The organism is Streptomyces sp. NRRL F-525 (assembly GCF_000716605.1).
Classification (GTDB): Bacteria; Actinomycetota; Actinomycetes; order Streptomycetales; family Streptomycetaceae; genus Streptomyces.
Genome location: NZ_JNXE01000054.1, coordinates 1 through 15,290 on the forward strand (window position 1 = coordinate 1; position 15,290 = coordinate 15,290).

Here is a 15,290-nt window from a genome sequence, read left to right on the forward strand (position 1 = left end):
GGGTCTTGGGGCGGGGCGGGGTCTTGGGGCGGGGTGGCGCGTTCGGTGCCGGGTGGGCTCTTGCTGCGGGGAGGGGCGCCTTTAGTGCCGGGGCTCGCTTCTGGCGCAGGGCGGGTCTTGGTGCGGGCGGCGCCTTCGGTACGGGTGGGCGCTCGGTGCAGGTCGGGGGGATCGAGTTTGCGGGGCTCGCTTCTTGGTGCGGGGCGGGTCTTGGTGCAGGGCGGGCGCCTTCGGTGCCGGGTGGGCGCTCGATGCAGGCCGGCGACATCCAATCTGCGCCGGCTCGCTTCTGGCGCAGGGCGGGTCTTGGTGCGGGAAGCGCCTTCAGTGCCGGGTGGGTGCTCGGTACAGGGCGGCGGCATCCAGCCTGCGCGGGCTCGCTTCTTGGTGCAGGGCGGCGTCATGCGGGTCGGCTCGTGGGGGCTTGTTCGCTTTTCAGGACAGGTCGGCGAAATTCAGCCCGTCCGGCGTTTGAGGACGAGGCCCTTTCGGGGCCGATGGGGGTCTGGGGGCGGAGCCCCCAGCTACGTCGGCATCGGCACCCCGCACCATCGACCCCGCCCTAGCGCCCCGCCCTGACACCGGTTCACTCGTCGGCGTACTTGGAGTCGGCCGCCGGATCCAACGCCAACCTGTACCCCCGTTTCACCACCGTCTGGATCAGCTTCGGGGAGCCAAGTGCCGTGCGGAGGCGGGCCATTGCTGTTTCCACGGCGTGTTCGTCGCGGCCGGCGCCGGGGAGGGCGCGGAGGAGTTCCGCGCGGGCGACGACCCAGCCCGGGCGGCGGGACAGGGCCCGGAGGAGTGACATGCCGGCCGGTGGGACCGGTCGTAGCGCGCCGTCGACCAGGACCGCGTGGCCGCGGATCTCCACCCGGTGGCCCGCGATGGGCAACGTGCGGGCGCGGCCGGGGAGTTCCTGGCAGAGGAGTTGGACGAGGGGGCCGAGGCGGAAGCGTTCGGGCTGGACCGTGGTGATGCCGTGGTTCTGGAGCGGGAGCGCGGTGACGGGGCCGACGCAGGCCGGGAGGACGTCGTGGTGGAGGGCGGCGAGGAGTTCGGGGAGCAGGCCCCGGGTCTCGGCGCGGGAGAGGAGTGACGCGGCGGCCGGTGCGCTGGTGAACGTCAGCGCGTCCAGACCCCGGGAGACCGTGGCGTCGAGGAGCCGGTCCAGCGGGGCGATGTCCTCGGGCGGCATCCACCGGTACACGGGGACTACGACGACGTCCGCTCCCCCGGCCCGCAACGACTCCACGAAACCGGGCAACGGTTCGCCGTGCAGCTGGATGGCCACCCGGCGGCCCTCGACGCCCTCCTCCAGCAACCGGTCCAGCACCTCCGCCATGGACTCGGACGACGGCGACCACTCCTCCGTCAACCCGGCGGCGCGCACCGCCCCTTTGACCTTGGGCCCGCGCGCGAGCAGTTCCACCCCACGCAACCGGTCCAGGAGCGCCTCCCCGAGCCCCCACCCGTCGGCGGCCTCGATCCACCCCCGGAACCCGATCGCGGTCGTAGCCACCACGACATCGGGTGCCTCGCCGATCAACTCCTTGGTCGCGGCGAGCAGTTCGCTGTCGTCGGCGAGCGGCACGATGCGCAGCGCGGGCGCGTGCACGACCACCGCGCCGCGCCGCTGGAGCAGTACCCCCAGCTCGTCGGCACGGCGCGCGGCGGTGACGCCCACGGTGAACCCCGAGAGGGGCCCGTGCTGCGCGCGCTCCGCTGGCTGCTGTTCCTCGTGCATGGCTCTCGTCCCGAACGTAGTCGTACATGCGGCCGTGGATTCGGTGGTACGGCGGTACCTACATGCCGAACGAGCCTGTCAACGGCGCGTGACAGGCTCGGTTCGGCTTTATGTCGCCGGTGTTACGTCACACCTCGGCATAGCTGAGCTGCGACTTCGCCTCCGATGCGGAAGCTTTGGCACGAGCCGGGGCGGTAGGGCGACGAAGGTATACGGCCCAAGTCACCCCGAAGCAGAGGCCGTAGAAGACGAGGAAGGCGACGAACGCGCCGGTCCCCGAGCCGGAGGACAGGAACGACTGCCGGAAGGCGAGGTTGATGCCGACCCCGCCGAGCGCGCCCACGGCCCCGATGAGCCCCATGGAGGCCCCGGAGAGCCGACGCCCGTAAGCCGCGGCCTCATCCCCTTCGAGCCCCTTCGCGAGCGCCTTGGTCTGGAAGATGCCGGGGATCATCTTGTACGTCGACCCGTTGCCGAGCCCGCTGAGCACGAACAGCACGATGAACACCGTCACGAACAACGGCAGCGACTTCTGCATGCTGGCGACGACCAGGATCGCGGTCGCGGCGGCCATGGCGACGAAGTTCCACAGGGTGATGCGGGCGCCGCCGTAGCGGTCGGCGAGCCATCCGCCGACGGGCCGGATCAGCGAGCCGAGCAGCGGGCCGATGAAGGTGAGATACGCGGCCTGCAACGGCGTACGGCCGAACTGCACCTGAAGCACCTGCCCGAACGCGAACGCGTACCCGATGAACGACCCGAACGTGCCGATGTACAGGAACGCCATGATCCAGGTGTGCCAGTCGCGCGCGGCGTCCTTGGCGGCGCCGGTGTCGTTCTTGACGGAGGTGAGGTTGTCCATGAAGAGGGCGGCGAGGACGGCGGCGACGAGGATGAGCGGGATGTAGATCCCGAGCAGCACGCGCGGCCCGCCACCGGCGCCGATGATCGCGAGGGCGACCAGCTGGATCACGGGCACGCCGATGTTGCCCCCACCCGCGTTCAGCCCAAGAGCCCACCCCTTCTTCCGCAACGGGAAGAAGGCGTTGATGTTGGTCATGGAGGAGGCGAAGTTGCCGCCGCCGATGCCGGCCAGCAGGCCGATCCAGAGGAAGGTGTCGAAGGAGGTCCCCGGCTTCATCACGACGAACGCGGCGATGGTCGGGATGAGCAGCAGGCTGGCCGAGACGATCGTCCAGTTCCGCCCGCCGAAGACGGCGACCGCGAAGGTGTACGGCACCCGGACGACCGCGCCGACCAGCGTGACCATCGACGTCAGCAGGAACTTGTCGGCCGGGGTCAGCCCGTACTCCGGGCCCATGAAGAGCACCAGCACGGACCACAGGGTCCAGATCGAGAAGCCGATGTGCTCGGAGAGCACGGAGAAGACGAGGTTGCGGCGGGCGACCTTCTCACCGGTCTCCCGCCAGAAGGTCTCGTCCTCCGGGTCCCAGTGCTCGATCCACTTGCCAGTGGCTGTCATGACGCCTCCACGGTGCACTACGGGGTAACGAGCGGTGATGCATCCCGAAGGTAGGCAGGGTGCGTTTCCGTGCCGTGGCTGTGAGTGACCGGAAGGGAACGTTGCTCTCACGGGCGGGGGTGGGGCGCGGTGAGGTGGTGGGGCGGTCACGGGGCTTGCGGCCCCTCCACGTGGCATGTACTTTCCACTGTGGAAAGTACATGCCACGTGATGGAGGTCGTCATGAACGACAGTTCGCGGGATCTGGAGCAGCTTCAACAGCAACGGACGGCGCTGGCCCAGCGGTTGAGGCTTCCGTGGTGGTACCTGGCGGCGACCGCGCTGCTGATGGCGGGGGTGCTGGCCCTGCCGTTCCTGCAGCCGCGGCACATCTCCGAGTCGGTGGGCCAAAGCTCCTTGCTGGTGCTGATCCTGGTCCAGATAGGCCTCGGCCGGCTGCTGGTCCGCACCACCGGCGTGAAGTACCGGGGCCGGGACACGATCTACCCGTCGGCCCGACCCGTCATGTGGGTCACGTTCGGGGTGGCGCTGGCATCCGTCGCCGGCGAACACGTGCTGCTCGGAAAAGGGGACACCGCACTCGCGATCACCCTGGCCACCGTCGTGGTGGCGGCAGTGGTGGGCATCCTGCTGTGGCAGAACGCGGCGATCCGCTACGACATCCGGCAAGGGCGAGCGGTATCCCGATGACCGGACCAGAAGGACGCGGGCGGCTGGACGAGATCATTCACCCGGTGACCAGGCTGTCGATCTGCGGACTGCTCGCCGCCGGCCCGCAGTGGGTGGAGTTCTCCGTCGTACGGGACACCGTGGGGGTGAGCGATTCGGTGCTGTCCAAGCAGTCCCGGATCCTGGAGGACGCCGGCTACCTCGAAGTGCGCAAGGGCGCGGTCGGACGACGCCCGCGAACCTGGTTCCGGCTCACCCCCGAGGGCCGCACCGCGTTCACCGAGCACCTCACCTGGCTGCAGAACGCGGCGCGACTCGCCGCGGGCCAGGCGGACACCGGCACGGGGGAATAGGCCGTCAACAGCTCGGCCACGTCCAGGACTTCGGGCATCCCGTGCCCGTGGAGGGCGTACACCCAGGTGGCGGGCGGGGAAGTAGCGGCGCCCGTGCGGCAGTACGAGATCGAGCATCGGCTCACCCACCGCATCAAGCGACAGGGCGGCCTACCGCACCGGCGTTCCGCCTGAGGCAGCTCAGTGGACGGCCGTAAGACGACCAGGAGATGTCATGAGCTGCGGGGCCCGGTACTCCAGCTCGACCACCTGTCCCTCGCGGAGTTCGACGGTCGTACCGGCCTCGCAGCAGCGGGCCTTGAACAGGTAGCGGAAATAGACGTCGACCCGATGCGAGCCGGGAGTCAGCGGTACGAAGCGGCTGCTCCACGCACCCTTCTGGGCCTGGCCGTCGACCTCAACCGTCAGGGCCGTGAAGCGGAGAAAGAACTGCATCGGGTTGTGACGCCCCTGAAGGGAAAAGCCCGTTCGCGTGGACAAGTCGCACCTTCCTGAACCGACAGACCGTACGGAGTGGAGACCATCGGAGGTCGGAGCCACCGTAGCCCCCGCCGAGGTGGAGAACCCCTACCCGGCCGGTCTCCGCCTCCGTCTCCGTCTCCGTCTAGGAAGACGCCCCCTTCCGCCGACTCCGGCCCCGCACAACCCCGTTGGGCCACAACCTCGGACTCCGCTTGGCGGCGATGTCCTCGATCCACCCGAACGCAAGGATCGCCACCGCGATGAGCGGCCAGATCAACAGGAACATCAGGAACGTGTCCGCCTTGTCGAGCAACGACGTCGCCGCGTCGCTCTCCATGAAGGGGAGGTTGTACAGCTGGTCGATGATCGGCACAGTCGCCATGATGAGGAGGTTGTGCCACAAGTAGATCGTGACGGCGCGGTTGTTGGACAGGGTCACCAGCTTGTCCCACTTGGCCAGTCGCCCCGGCAACGTCTGCCAGGACGGCGCGTACTGGAGCAGGATCACCACGACGCCGAAGGACCAGGCCGCCTGGGCGAGCGGGATGTCGTTCAAGTCCCAGCCGTCCGGGCCGAGATGACCCGACGCCCACCACAGCCCGAAGCCCATGATCAGGGTCGCGCCCGACACCGCGAGGTAGCGCGGGACCTGCTTCAGTACGCCCTCGTGGTGCGCGAAGCCCAGGACCCAACAGCCGCCGTACACCGCGAAGTCGGAGACCGCGTTGCCCGTCTCGCCGGGGATGGTCACCAGGCCCGTGCCCACAACTGCCGTCAGTGCCAAGGGTGCCAGCAGAGTCGCCCAGGGGATCCTGCGGAACGCCCACAGCAGCAACGGCGACGCGATCACGAACCACAGATACGCCCGCAAGTACCACAACGGGCCCGCCGCCTGGTCCGCCCACGTGCTCTCCAACAGGCCCGACTCCGAACCCAGATGCTCCGGATACGGCGGGGCGCCGAACGGCACGATGTAGTCGAAGACCTTCGCCGCGCCCCACCAAGTGCCGCCCAGGTCAGGGTCCTTGAGCGGGTTCCAGCCCATCCCGAACATCATCACCAGCACCACCGCGCTGAACGCCCAGAGCGGGGGCAGCAGTCGCCGTAGCCGGCCTTTGATCACACCCAGCGCGGGACGGTTCAGCGAGCGGGCCATCAGCGAACCCGCCAGGGCGAACATCACGCCCATGGAGGGGAACAGGACCGACAGCCACGCCCAGCCGAAGAGGTGGTAGACGACGACCCGGACGAGGGCGATCGAGCGGAGGAGGTCGAGGTAGCGGTCCCGGCCGCCGCCCTTGCCCTTCGCCGGCGCCGATGCCGACTCCGGCGCCAACTCCGGTTCCTGCTGGCGCTGTTGGGGAATCCCGTACGCCGGCGTCGACTCGGAGTCTGCCTCAGACCGCACCCCCGGCCCACGCCCACGCTCCGGGTTCGTGCCCGTCCCCGCCGTGTATCCGTGCGTCATGCGACAGTCCTCCGGTCACTACTGCTACCGCTACCGCTACGCGGACTCGGCACCGCACCCCCCGGCGTCCCCACAACCCCCGTCCGCCGCAGCTTCTGCCAGCGCAGGCGGCCTCCGGTGAGCGCGGTGATCCAGGACTGGAGCAGGACGACGTACATGAGTTGGCGGTAGAGGATCTGTTGCAGGGGCAGGGAGACGAGGTGGGTCATGCGTTCGCGGTCGAGGCGGAAGGCGTAGGCCGCGCAGAACGCCTGGATCGCCAGCACGCCCAGCCAGGCCAGGAACGTCTTCTCCGTCGGGCCGAACACCAGGCCGTAGAGCAGGAACACGTCGATCAGCGGGGCCAGGATCGGGGCGATCACCATGAACAGGGCCACCAACGGGAGGCCTACGCGGCCGAAGCGGCCGGACGGGCCCCGGTCCAGCAGCGCGCCCCGGTGCTTCCAGATCGCCTGCATCGTGCCGTAGGACCAGCGGTAGCGCTGGGACCACAACTGCTGGACCGTCTCCGGGGCTTCCGTCCACGCCCGCGCCTTCTCGGCGTAGACCACCCGCCAGCCGTCCCGGTGCATCGCCATCGTGATGTCGGTGTCCTCGGCGAGCGTGTCGTCGCTCATGCCGCCGACCCGCTCCAGCGCGCTTCTCCTGAAGGCCCCCACGGCGCCCGGGATCGTCGGCATGCAGCGGAGGATGTCGTACATCCGGCGGTCGAGGTTGAAGCCCATCACGTACTCGATGTGCTGCCAGGCGCCGATGAGGGAGTCCCGGTTGCCGACCTTGGCGTTGCCCGCGACGGCGCCGACGCGCGGGTCGCCGAAGGGCTGGACCAACTCCCGTACGGTGGCCGGTTCGAAGACCGTGTCGCCGTCCATCATGACGACGAGGTCGTAACTGGCGTTCGCCAGGCCGCGGTTGAGGGCGGCCGGCTTGCCCGCGTTGACCTGGCGGACGACCCGGACGTTCGGCAGGAACATCGCCTCGACGATTCTCGCCGTACCGTCCGCCGAGCCGTCGTCGATGACGATCACCTCGACGGGATGCTCGCTCGCCATGAGTGAACGAACCGTGTTCTCAATGCACTTGGCCTCGTTGTACGCCGGGACCAGGACCGAGACCGGTTCCGTCACCGGTGGGCCCCAGGCGAAGTCCTTGCGGCGCACCCGGCGGGCGTGGATGCCGGAGAGCAGGAGCATCAGCGCGAAACGGGCGATGACGAGCGAGCCGGTGATCGCCAGGCCGACGACCAGGACGCCCGTGATGTCGTCCGCGGCCTGGACCAGGAAGATCCACGCCTTGCCCTTCCAGAGGTTGACGCCGGTCACCGGGGTGAGCGCGCTGGGCGCGCCCAGGGCCTCGGTGAGGTTGTCGAACCGGTAGCCCTTGGCCTGCATCTCCGGCAGGAACTTGTCCAGCGCCTCGACCGTCTGGTGGCGGTCGCCGCCCGAATCGTGCATCAGGACGATCGCACCCTTGCCGCCGCGCGGGGTCGCGTTGCTGATGATCTTCGCGACGCCGGGCTTCTGCCAGTCCTCGCTGTCCGTGTTGTTGACGACGGTGATGTAGCCGCGGGTGCCGATGTACTCGGTCACCGGCCAGGACAGGTTGTCCATCGCGTCGGCGGACGACGAGTACGGCGGGCGGAAGAGCGAGGTACGGATGCCGGCCGCTCCGGTGATCGCGAGCTGCGTCTGGGACAGCTCCCAGTCGATGCGCTTCTTCGACTGGAAGGACAGGTCGGGGTGGCTGAACGTGTGCACGCCGACCTCGTTGCCCTCCGCCACGATGCGTTTGACCAGCTCCGGGTAGCGCGAGGTCATCGTGCCGGTGACGAAGAAGACGGCGTGCGCGTGATGCTTCTTGAGCACGTCCAGGACCTTGGGCGTCCAGGTCGGGTCGGGGCCGTCGTCGAAGGTCAGCACGATGTCGTGGTCCGGCACGTCCAGGCTGGTCGTACGGCCGCTGCGGGTGTCGATGACCGGGCCGCCGTCGAGGATCTTGTCCGGCACCTTGTCGGTCGCCGCCTCGGGGCGGATGCGGTGGTCGGCCAGGATCTCGCTGTGGACGTAGCCGCGCAGCATCAGCATCGCCAGCAGCGCGACGAGGAGCAGCATCGGCAGCAGGAACCGCATGGAGAGGCGACGGCGCCGGGGATCGCGGGAGGCGCGGCGCTCGGGCTTCTCCCCCTTCCGGGCGCCGGGCCCAACTCCCTTCGGGGCAGCAGGAGTTGCTGGATCCACCGGACCTGCCGGAGTTGCTCCGTGACGGCCGCCCGGGGCCTGGTGCGTGGCCCTGGGGCGGCGGTTGTGCGATGCCATCAGAGGATGTGCTCCGGAGTCTTGGACGGGACCGGCGCCGGTTCGGAAGGCGCGGCCGGCCCCTGCGCCACGGGCGACGGGGTGCTCGGGGCGTCGGCCACCGTGCCCGTGCCCGTCGTCGCGCTCGGGCTCGGCGTCGTATCGACCGGCGCGCTCACGCTGGTGGACGGGGACGGATCGGCCGACGGCGGGGCCGAGGACCGCGAGGGCTGTACGACCGGATTGCTCGCGCCGCCCCCCGTCGGTGCCGAGGCGCTCTTGCTCGCGGACGCCCCGGGCGACGCGGACGTGCTCGCCTTGGCGCCGGGCTTCGCGGACGCGCCGGTCGAGCCGCTCACGCTGACGCCCGGCGACGGTGTCGTACCGTCGCTCGCCGTCGGGATGTTCCCCGGCGCCACGCTGTCGCTGCCACCGGACGGGTGCCCCGACTCGGCGGGCTGCGGCGAGGTGTCGACCTTGCCCGCGGGCGCGTCGTCCTTCTGCCCCGGCACCGGCAGCCACGGCGCGTCCGAACTCCCGGACAGCAGCGTGATGACGATGACGACGGCGTACACGGCGCACGCGATGCCGACGGCCATACCGAACCGCCGGTACCTACGGCTGCGACGCCCGGACTCGTCGACGAAGACGGGCCGGTCGGACCCGTCGTTGCCGGCGCCGGGCTTGCCCCCGGCCTCCCCCTGCGGGGCGGGCCCGTCGAGCTGAACGGTCACCTCGTCGGGATCGGCCGCACCGGCCCCCGTTTCCACCGAAGCGCCCCAGGGATCGGCGAGGATCCCGGCACCGGCGACGGATCCGTTCCTCACGTCCTTACCGGCGGGCGGCTCGGGCCACCCGGTCCGTATACGACGACCGTCCTTGGCCGTACGACGGCTGTCCTTGCCCGCATGCCGGCCATCTGTGCCGCCATGCCGACCGTCCGCGCCGATATTGCGACCGACCTTGGCGGCATGCCGGCCGCCCTCCAGGATTTCTGATCCTCTGGTTCCTCTGGTTTCCCCGGCTGTTCCGGTCGCTTCGGTGTCCGAAAACGCCTCCTGGGCCTCTCCGCCTATGACCGGTACGTCTCTGGTCGCGGATGCAGCTTGGGGCCATTCCGGTTGGGCGTCTTCTCGCCACTTTTCCATGCGCACGCACATCCCCCCACGGGACTGTTCCGGGTGCGCAAACGACCCTGAGCACACGCCGCCGAACCGGGCCCCCACCCGGTCCTCGCGCCCCCCTTACCACACCGTGCTCAGGCCCTGAAGGTAGCGCACAGGGAGCACTCCATGTGCCGGGATGCGTCATTTTCTCCTTTTTAGCATGTCCACGTCGATGGCTGGAATCCATCCGTTCACCGGCCGCCGCAGCCATCCGTCGGCCCTGCCGATCTCCACCGCAGCACGTCGAAGCGCATCGAATCCGGGGTGCACCAGCCCCTTTCGCCACACGAGCGACACGGCGGACAACGGCACCGGGTCCACCAGTGGCCGCAGCACGGTCCGGGGCATGGCCGGAAAATCCACCACGGCGAGAATCGGCGTCCCCGTCCTCGCCATGACCCGTTCGAACTCCTCTTCGCCTACGGCCATGGGTGCGGGCGCGGCAACCTTGATGTCACGCCCCTCGAACAACCGGCGCGCGAGATCCGTCCACTCCGGGGTACGCGGATTCCCGGCACCGGCGTACACGGTCTCCCCGGCGAGCGCGTCGACGGGCACCTCGGCGAGCGCCGCCAACGGATGCCCCTCGGGCAACAGCACCGCCATCGGCTCGTACCGCACCAGCTGATGATCGAGCCCGGCCCGCAACCCCGGCTCCAGCCCCGCGAACCGCCCGAACGACACATCGAGCCGCCCCGCCGTCAACTCCCCCACCGCGCCCGCCAGTCCACTCTCGTAGCGGGCCATCAGCTCCTGCTCCGGGGCGAGTTCACGGGCCCGGCGCAGCACACGGCGTCCGGTACCCAGCCCCGGCGAGTTGAGATCGACGAGCAGCGGCCGGGCCCGGACCTCCCGAAACGCGGCAAGCAACTCCTCCTGCGCCCCGAGCACCCGCCGCGCATACGGCACCAACCGCTCACCGTCCGCCGACAACACCACCTGCCGAGTGGTCCGCACGAACAGCTCCACCCCCAACTCCCGCTCCAGCCGCCGCACATCACGACTGAGCGCCTGCTGGGCGACGTAGAGGCGGGCGGCCGCGCGGGTGAAGTGCAGCTCTTCGGCTACGACGAGAAAGGCACGGAGGAGTCGGGGGTCCACGTGGGCAGGCATCCGGCGAACTTACAACGCAGGTGCGTGAATCGACGCGGACCAGGTGTTGGACCCGGTGATCCACTCCGGCCGACGCTTACCGCATGCCCCAACACACCACCTACCGCCGCCTGTTCACGATCCCCGGCACCCGAGCCTTCACCGCCGGCAACCTCATCGCCCGCCTCCCCGCAGGCATGTTCAGCGTGAGCGCGGTCATGATGATCGCCGGTACACGGGGCTCGTACGCCCTGGCCGGCGCGGTGACGGCAACGGGGCTGGCGGCGACAGCGCTGACGGGCCCATGGATGGCAAGGCTGACCGACCGCCACGGCCAGTCCCGAACAGCCCTACCCGCAACGGCAGTTGCGGCACTCGGCTCCCTCGCCCTCCTCCTCTGCGTCCACTACGGCGCCCCCGACTGGACCCTGTTCGCCGCGTACACGGCCACCGCGACAACCCCCAACACCGGCGGCATGTCCCGAGCCCGCTGGACCCACCTCCTCGCGGACGCCCCCGAGGCCCTCCACACGGCGAACTCCTTCGAACAGGCGGCGGACGAGCTGTGCTTCATGCTGGGCCCGGCGCTGGCGGCCTTCCTGTGCGGCACGTTCTTCCCGGAGGCGGGCACGCTGACGGGGGCGGTCCTGCTGGTGACAGGCACCCTGATCTTCACGGCCCAGCGCGCCACGGAACCCCCACCAAGCCCGGCCCCAAAGGGCAGTTCACCTCTCCGCACCCCCGGCATCCCATCCCTGATCGCCGGTTTCATCGCGACCGGTGCGGTGTTCGGAGCGATGGAGGTAGCGACCCTCGCGTACGCGGACGAGGCGGGCCACCGAACGGCGGGCGGCGCGATACTGGCCCTCCAGGCGGCCGGCTCCTGCGCGGCGGGCCTGCTCTACGGCAGGCGAAAACCGCCGGGCCGACCGGAACACCGTCTGCGCCGCTGCCTGTTGGCGATGACCACCCTGATGCCCCTGCCCCTGCTGGCAGCAAGCACGCTGAACTTCCTCCCCGCGCTGGCGACGGCCTTGCTACTGGCAGGCATGGCGACGGCCCCCACGATGATCACCGCGATGACACTCGTCCAACACCGCACTCCCGAGGGCAGGTTGAACGAAGGCATGAGCCTGGCGGTGACGGGCTTGCTGACGGGAATCGCATGCGGCTCGGCGGCAGCGGGTTGGACAACGGACCATGCCTCACCAACGGCGGCACTCTGGCTACCAGTTGCGGCAGCAACAAGCGCCCTACTGATCGAAGTTCAGGGCAGGACAACCCCCTAGGGGCGCGGGGAACTGCGCGACCAGCCCCCACCGGACCCGTACCCAACCCACAACCCATCGAACCGCTTGCCCCAATCCCTGCCGCACCCATTGACGCCCCCACAGCCCCTACATACCTTCCTCCATCGAAGCGCTTCGACACCCCTCGTCGAATCGATTCGACCCCCTCCGACTCCCCTGGAGGCACTGGATGCTGACGACACAACGGCGAGCAACGACAGCCGCACTGATCCTCACCGGATCCCTGCTCCTCACCTCCTGCGGCGGCAGCTCGGACAACGGCTCCTCGGACGCCAAGACCCTCAAGCTCTGGCACTACGAGGGCCCCGACAGCGCGATGGGCGTGGCCTGGAACGAGGCGATCAAGGAGTTCGAGGCCCAACACCCGGGCGTGAAGGTGAAGTTCGAGGAGAAGGGCTTCGAGCAGATCCAAAAAACAGCCCCGATGGTCCTCAACTCCTCCGACGCCCCGGACATCATGGAGTACAACAAGGGCAACGCGACGGCAGGCCTGCTCTCGAAACAAGGCCTGCTCACCGACCTCACCGCCGAAGCAAAGGCGCGCGGCTGGGACAAGAAGATCCCGGCGAGCGTAGGCACGACGGACGTCTACAACGCCAACGGGGTGATGGGCTCCGGCAAGTGGTACGGCGTCACGGACTACGGCGAGTACACGATGGTCTATTACAACAAGGCCCTCTTCAAGAAGTACAAGATCGCCGAACCGAAAACCTTCGACGAACTGACCACCGCACTCGGCGAGTTCAAGGCGAAGGGCATCACCCCCCTCGCCAACGCCGGCGCCGAGTACATCGCCCAGCAGTACCTCTACCAGCTCGCCCTCTCGAAGGCCGACCGCGCCTGGGTCGACAAGTACGAGCTGTACAAGGGCAAGACGGACTTCCACGACCCGGCCTGGACCTACGCGGCGACGACCTTCGCCGACTGGGTGAAGAAGGGCTACATCGCCAAGACGTCCAGCTCCACGAAGGCCGAAGACGCCGGAGTCTCCTGGATCCAGGGCAAGGCCCCGATCCTCTTCTCCGGCAGCTGGTGGTACGGCCGCTTCCAGACGGAGGCCAAGTTCGACTGGGACACGACGCTGTGGCCCGGCTCGAACCTCACCCTCGGCTCCGGCGGCAACATCTGGGTCGTCCCCAAGGGCGCCAAGAACAAGCAACTCGCCTACGACTTCATCGACATCACCCTGTCGAAGAAGATCCAGAACCTGATGGGCAACAAGGGCGGCATCCCGGTCGCGGCCGACACCTCCGCGATCACCGACCCCAAGTCCAAGGAACTCATCGCCAATTTCAACACCGTCTCCGCCCGTGACGGCCTCGCCTTCTACCCGGACTGGCCGGTCCCCGGCTTCTACGACGTCCTCGTCTCCGAGACCCAGAAGCTGATCACGAACAGCGAGAAGCCGGACGCCTATCTCAGCAACCTGCAGAAGGCGTACGACAAGGGCGTCCCGTCGACATGACGGTCACCGTCGAGAAGGACGGCCGGGTGCTCGACAAGCGTGACGCCATGAGGCACCCGGCCCGTCGCCCGCGCAACTCCTACGCCCTGTTCCTCCTCCCAGGCGCCCTCGCGGCCCTGGCCGTGATCGTCGTCCCGTTCCTGATGAACACGGCCGTGAGCTTCACGAGTTGGCAGGGCGTGGGCGACCCCAAGTGGACCGGCCTCGCCAACTACCGTGACCTGCTCGACGATTCCGAGTTCTGGGCGTCGTTCCGGCACAGCCTGTTCATGGTCGTGGCGATGGCGGCCGTACCGACGGTCGTCGGACTCGTCCTGGCCGCCGCCCTGTTCGACTACGTCGCCAAACACTTCGGCACCCGCATCGCCGCGATCCTCCGCGCCTGCTTCTACCTCCCGCAGGTGCTGCCGATCGCGGTCGCCGGCATCGTCTGGAGCTGGATCCTCGCCCCCGACAACGGCTCCCTCAACGCCCTCCTGAAAGCAGTGGGGTTGGGCTCCTGGCAGCAGGACTGGCTGGGCGACCCCGACCTCGCGCTCTACAGCGTCATGGGCGTCATGGTCTGGGTCCAACTCGGCTTCCCTCTCGTGGTGTTCATGGCCGGGCTGCAACGCGTGGACCCCCAGCTCTACGAAGCTGCCGAGCTCGACGGCGCCGGCTGGTGGCGCCGCTTCTGGCACATCACGCTGCCGCAGATCCGTCCGGAGATATACGTCGTCCTGACCTGGTGCACGATCGCCGCGCTCAAGGTGTTCGGCGCGGTGTACGTCCTCACGAAGGGCGGCCCGGGCGGCGCGACCGACGTCCCGTCCTACTTCTCCTTCACCACGTTTTTCGAGAAGACCCAGGTCGGCTACGGAGCCGCGATATCAACGGTGTTGACGGTGATCATCCTGGTCCTCTCCCTCGCCTTCCTGAAACTCCAGACCCGCGCGGAGGAAGGTGACCGCGCATGACGACCGCCCTGCGCCGCTACCCGGTACTGATCGCCCTGTGCATCGCGGCCCTCTTCATGGTCGTGCCGTTCCTGATCGTCGTCGTCAACGCCGTGAAGTCACCGGCCGAGTACTCCGAACACGGCCCCCTCAGCCTCCCCAACGGCGTCTACCTGGACGGCCTCAAGGACTTCTGGCAACGCGTCGACTACGGCCAGAAACTCTTCAACTCGGCTTTGATCAGCGGCTCGGTGGCCGTCCTCGCCGCCGCGCTCTCCGTCCTCAACGCGTACGCGATCGGCATCGGCCGTATCAAGGGCCGCACGTGGGTCCTGGCCTTCTTCGTCCTCGCCAACATGCTGCCGCAGGAGGCGCTGGTCTACCCGATCTACTACCTGAGCAAGCAAGTCGGCCTGTACGACACGAGGTTGAGCGTCATCATCGTGTTCACGGTGATCCAGGCGGCGTTCGGCACGTACCTCCTCTCCTCCGTGCTCGGCCAGTTCCCCCGCGAGATCCTCGAAGCGGCCCGGATCGACGGCGCCAACAAGTGGCAGGTGCTGTGGCGGATCGTGGTCCCGGTCAGCCGCCCCACGATCGGCGTCCTGCTGGTCTTCTTCTTCATCTGGACCTGGAACGAGTTCCTGCTCCCCCTGGTCATGCTGATCTCCAACGACAACCAGACCGTGTCGGTGGCCCTCGGCGTCCTCCAGGGCCAGCGCCTGATGGACGCCACGATGACCAACGCGGCTGCCCTGCTCGGTGTGTTGCCCGCCATCGTCTTCTTCCTCGTCTTCCAGCGGACCCTCACACGCGGCATCGCCGTGGGTGCCGTCAAGTAGTAAG

The 15,290-nt window shown here is 68.7% G+C and carries 13 protein-coding genes; 6 read left to right on the forward strand and 7 right to left on the reverse strand.

What is annotated here, in order from left to right; all coding sequences use genetic code 11:
• Positions 1–586: 586 nt before the first annotated feature.
• On the reverse strand, positions 587–1,747 hold the full coding sequence (locus OO69_RS44420; protein WP_033286699.1) for a uroporphyrinogen-III synthase: 1,161 nt from the start codon (positions 1,745–1,747) through the stop codon (positions 587–589).
• A gap of 127 nt (positions 1,748–1,874) precedes the next feature.
• Positions 1,875–3,230 carry a nitrate/nitrite transporter gene (locus tag OO69_RS44425; RefSeq protein ID WP_033286700.1) on the reverse strand — a complete coding sequence of 452 codons (1,356 nt, stop codon included), beginning with the start codon at positions 3,228–3,230 and terminating at the stop codon, positions 1,875–1,877.
• Positions 3,231–3,452: 222 nt separating this feature from the next.
• Here OO69_RS44425 and OO69_RS44430 point away from each other — a divergent pair, with 222 nt between their 5' ends.
• The gene (locus OO69_RS44430; protein WP_158713492.1) at positions 3,453–3,920 is read left to right on the forward strand and encodes a hypothetical protein; all 468 of its coding nucleotides are present in this window, start codon (positions 3,453–3,455) and stop codon (positions 3,918–3,920) included.
• A complete protein-coding gene (locus tag OO69_RS44435) occupies positions 3,917–4,252 on the forward strand; it encodes a winged helix-turn-helix domain-containing protein (RefSeq protein ID WP_051801721.1) in 336 nt (111 codons plus the stop codon). The genes OO69_RS44430 and OO69_RS44435 overlap by 4 nt, the downstream gene beginning before the upstream one ends.
• A 180-nt stretch (positions 4,253–4,432) precedes the next feature.
• Here OO69_RS44435 and OO69_RS44440 read toward each other — a convergent pair whose 3' ends face one another.
• The 5 genes from OO69_RS44440 to OO69_RS44460 form a co-directional block, all read right to left on the reverse strand.
• Positions 4,433–4,687 carry a hypothetical protein gene (locus OO69_RS44440; protein WP_033286726.1) on the reverse strand — a complete coding sequence of 85 codons (255 nt, stop codon included), beginning with the start codon at positions 4,685–4,687 and terminating at the stop codon, positions 4,433–4,435.
• 169 nt (positions 4,688–4,856) lie between these two features.
• Positions 4,857–6,182 (reverse strand): acyltransferase family protein, encoded by a 1,326-nt coding sequence (locus OO69_RS44445; protein ID WP_033286702.1) that lies wholly within the window; start codon positions 6,180–6,182, stop codon positions 4,857–4,859.
• On the reverse strand, positions 6,179–8,311 hold the full coding sequence (locus OO69_RS44450; protein WP_033286703.1) for a glycosyltransferase: 2,133 nt from the start codon (positions 8,309–8,311) through the stop codon (positions 6,179–6,181). The genes OO69_RS44445 and OO69_RS44450 overlap by 4 nt, the downstream gene beginning before the upstream one ends.
• Positions 8,312–8,496: 185 nt before the next feature.
• The gene (locus tag OO69_RS52230; RefSeq protein ID WP_158713493.1) at positions 8,497–9,303 is read right to left on the reverse strand and encodes a hypothetical protein; all 807 of its coding nucleotides are present in this window, start codon (positions 9,301–9,303) and stop codon (positions 8,497–8,499) included.
• A gap of 480 nt (positions 9,304–9,783) precedes the next feature.
• Positions 9,784–10,755: a LysR family transcriptional regulator gene (locus OO69_RS44460; RefSeq protein WP_033286705.1), complete on the reverse strand. Its 972-nt coding sequence runs from the start codon at positions 10,753–10,755 to the stop codon at positions 9,784–9,786.
• A gap of 83 nt (positions 10,756–10,838) precedes the next feature.
• Between OO69_RS44460 and OO69_RS44465 the strand changes: the two genes are divergently transcribed.
• The 4 genes from OO69_RS44465 to OO69_RS44480 all read left to right on the forward strand — a co-directional run bounded on the left by OO69_RS44465 (position 10,839) and on the right by OO69_RS44480 (position 15,286).
• Entirely contained in the window at positions 10,839–12,023 is a 1,185-nt protein-coding gene (locus tag OO69_RS44465) for an MFS transporter (protein ID WP_199811151.1), read from the forward strand.
• A gap of 190 nt (positions 12,024–12,213) precedes the next feature.
• On the forward strand, positions 12,214–13,509 hold the full coding sequence (locus OO69_RS44470) for an ABC transporter substrate-binding protein (RefSeq protein WP_033286706.1): 1,296 nt from the start codon (positions 12,214–12,216) through the stop codon (positions 13,507–13,509).
• A complete protein-coding gene (locus OO69_RS44475) occupies positions 13,506–14,465 on the forward strand; it encodes a carbohydrate ABC transporter permease (RefSeq protein ID WP_033286707.1) in 960 nt (319 codons plus the stop codon). The genes OO69_RS44470 and OO69_RS44475 overlap by 4 nt, the downstream gene beginning before the upstream one ends.
• Positions 14,462–15,286 carry a carbohydrate ABC transporter permease gene (locus OO69_RS44480; RefSeq protein ID WP_033286708.1) on the forward strand — a complete coding sequence of 275 codons (825 nt, stop codon included), beginning with the start codon at positions 14,462–14,464 and terminating at the stop codon, positions 15,284–15,286. Before OO69_RS44475 ends, OO69_RS44480 begins: the two co-directional genes overlap by 4 nt.
• Positions 15,287–15,290 lie beyond the last annotated feature (4 nt).

Bases quoted from the DNA above. Each gene is read 5' to 3' on its own strand.
- OO69_RS44420 (WP_033286699.1), bottom strand. From the start codon at position 1,747: ATGCACGAGGAACAGCAGCCAGCGGAGCGCGCGCAGCACGGGCCCCTC.
- OO69_RS44425 (WP_033286700.1), bottom strand. From the start codon at position 3,230: ATGACAGCCACTGGCAAGTGGATCGAGCACTGGGACCCGGAGGACGAG.
- OO69_RS44430 (WP_158713492.1), top strand. From the start codon at position 3,453: ATGAACGACAGTTCGCGGGATCTGGAGCAGCTTCAACAGCAACGGACG.
- OO69_RS44435 (WP_051801721.1), top strand. From the start codon at position 3,917: ATGACCGGACCAGAAGGACGCGGGCGGCTGGACGAGATCATTCACCCG.
- OO69_RS44440 (WP_033286726.1), bottom strand. From the start codon at position 4,687: ATGCAGTTCTTTCTCCGCTTCACGGCCCTGACGGTTGAGGTCGACGGC.
- OO69_RS44445 (WP_033286702.1), bottom strand. From the start codon at position 6,182: ATGACGCACGGATACACGGCGGGGACGGGCACGAACCCGGAGCGTGGG.
- OO69_RS44450 (WP_033286703.1), bottom strand. From the start codon at position 8,311: ATGCGGTTCCTGCTGCCGATGCTGCTCCTCGTCGCGCTGCTGGCGATG.
- OO69_RS44460 (WP_033286705.1), bottom strand. From the start codon at position 10,755: ATGCCTGCCCACGTGGACCCCCGACTCCTCCGTGCCTTTCTCGTCGTA.
- OO69_RS44465 (WP_199811151.1), top strand. From the start codon at position 10,839: ATGCCCCAACACACCACCTACCGCCGCCTGTTCACGATCCCCGGCACC.
- OO69_RS44470 (WP_033286706.1), top strand. From the start codon at position 12,214: ATGCTGACGACACAACGGCGAGCAACGACAGCCGCACTGATCCTCACC.
- OO69_RS44475 (WP_033286707.1), top strand. From the start codon at position 13,506: ATGACGGTCACCGTCGAGAAGGACGGCCGGGTGCTCGACAAGCGTGAC.
- OO69_RS44480 (WP_033286708.1), top strand. From the start codon at position 14,462: ATGACGACCGCCCTGCGCCGCTACCCGGTACTGATCGCCCTGTGCATC.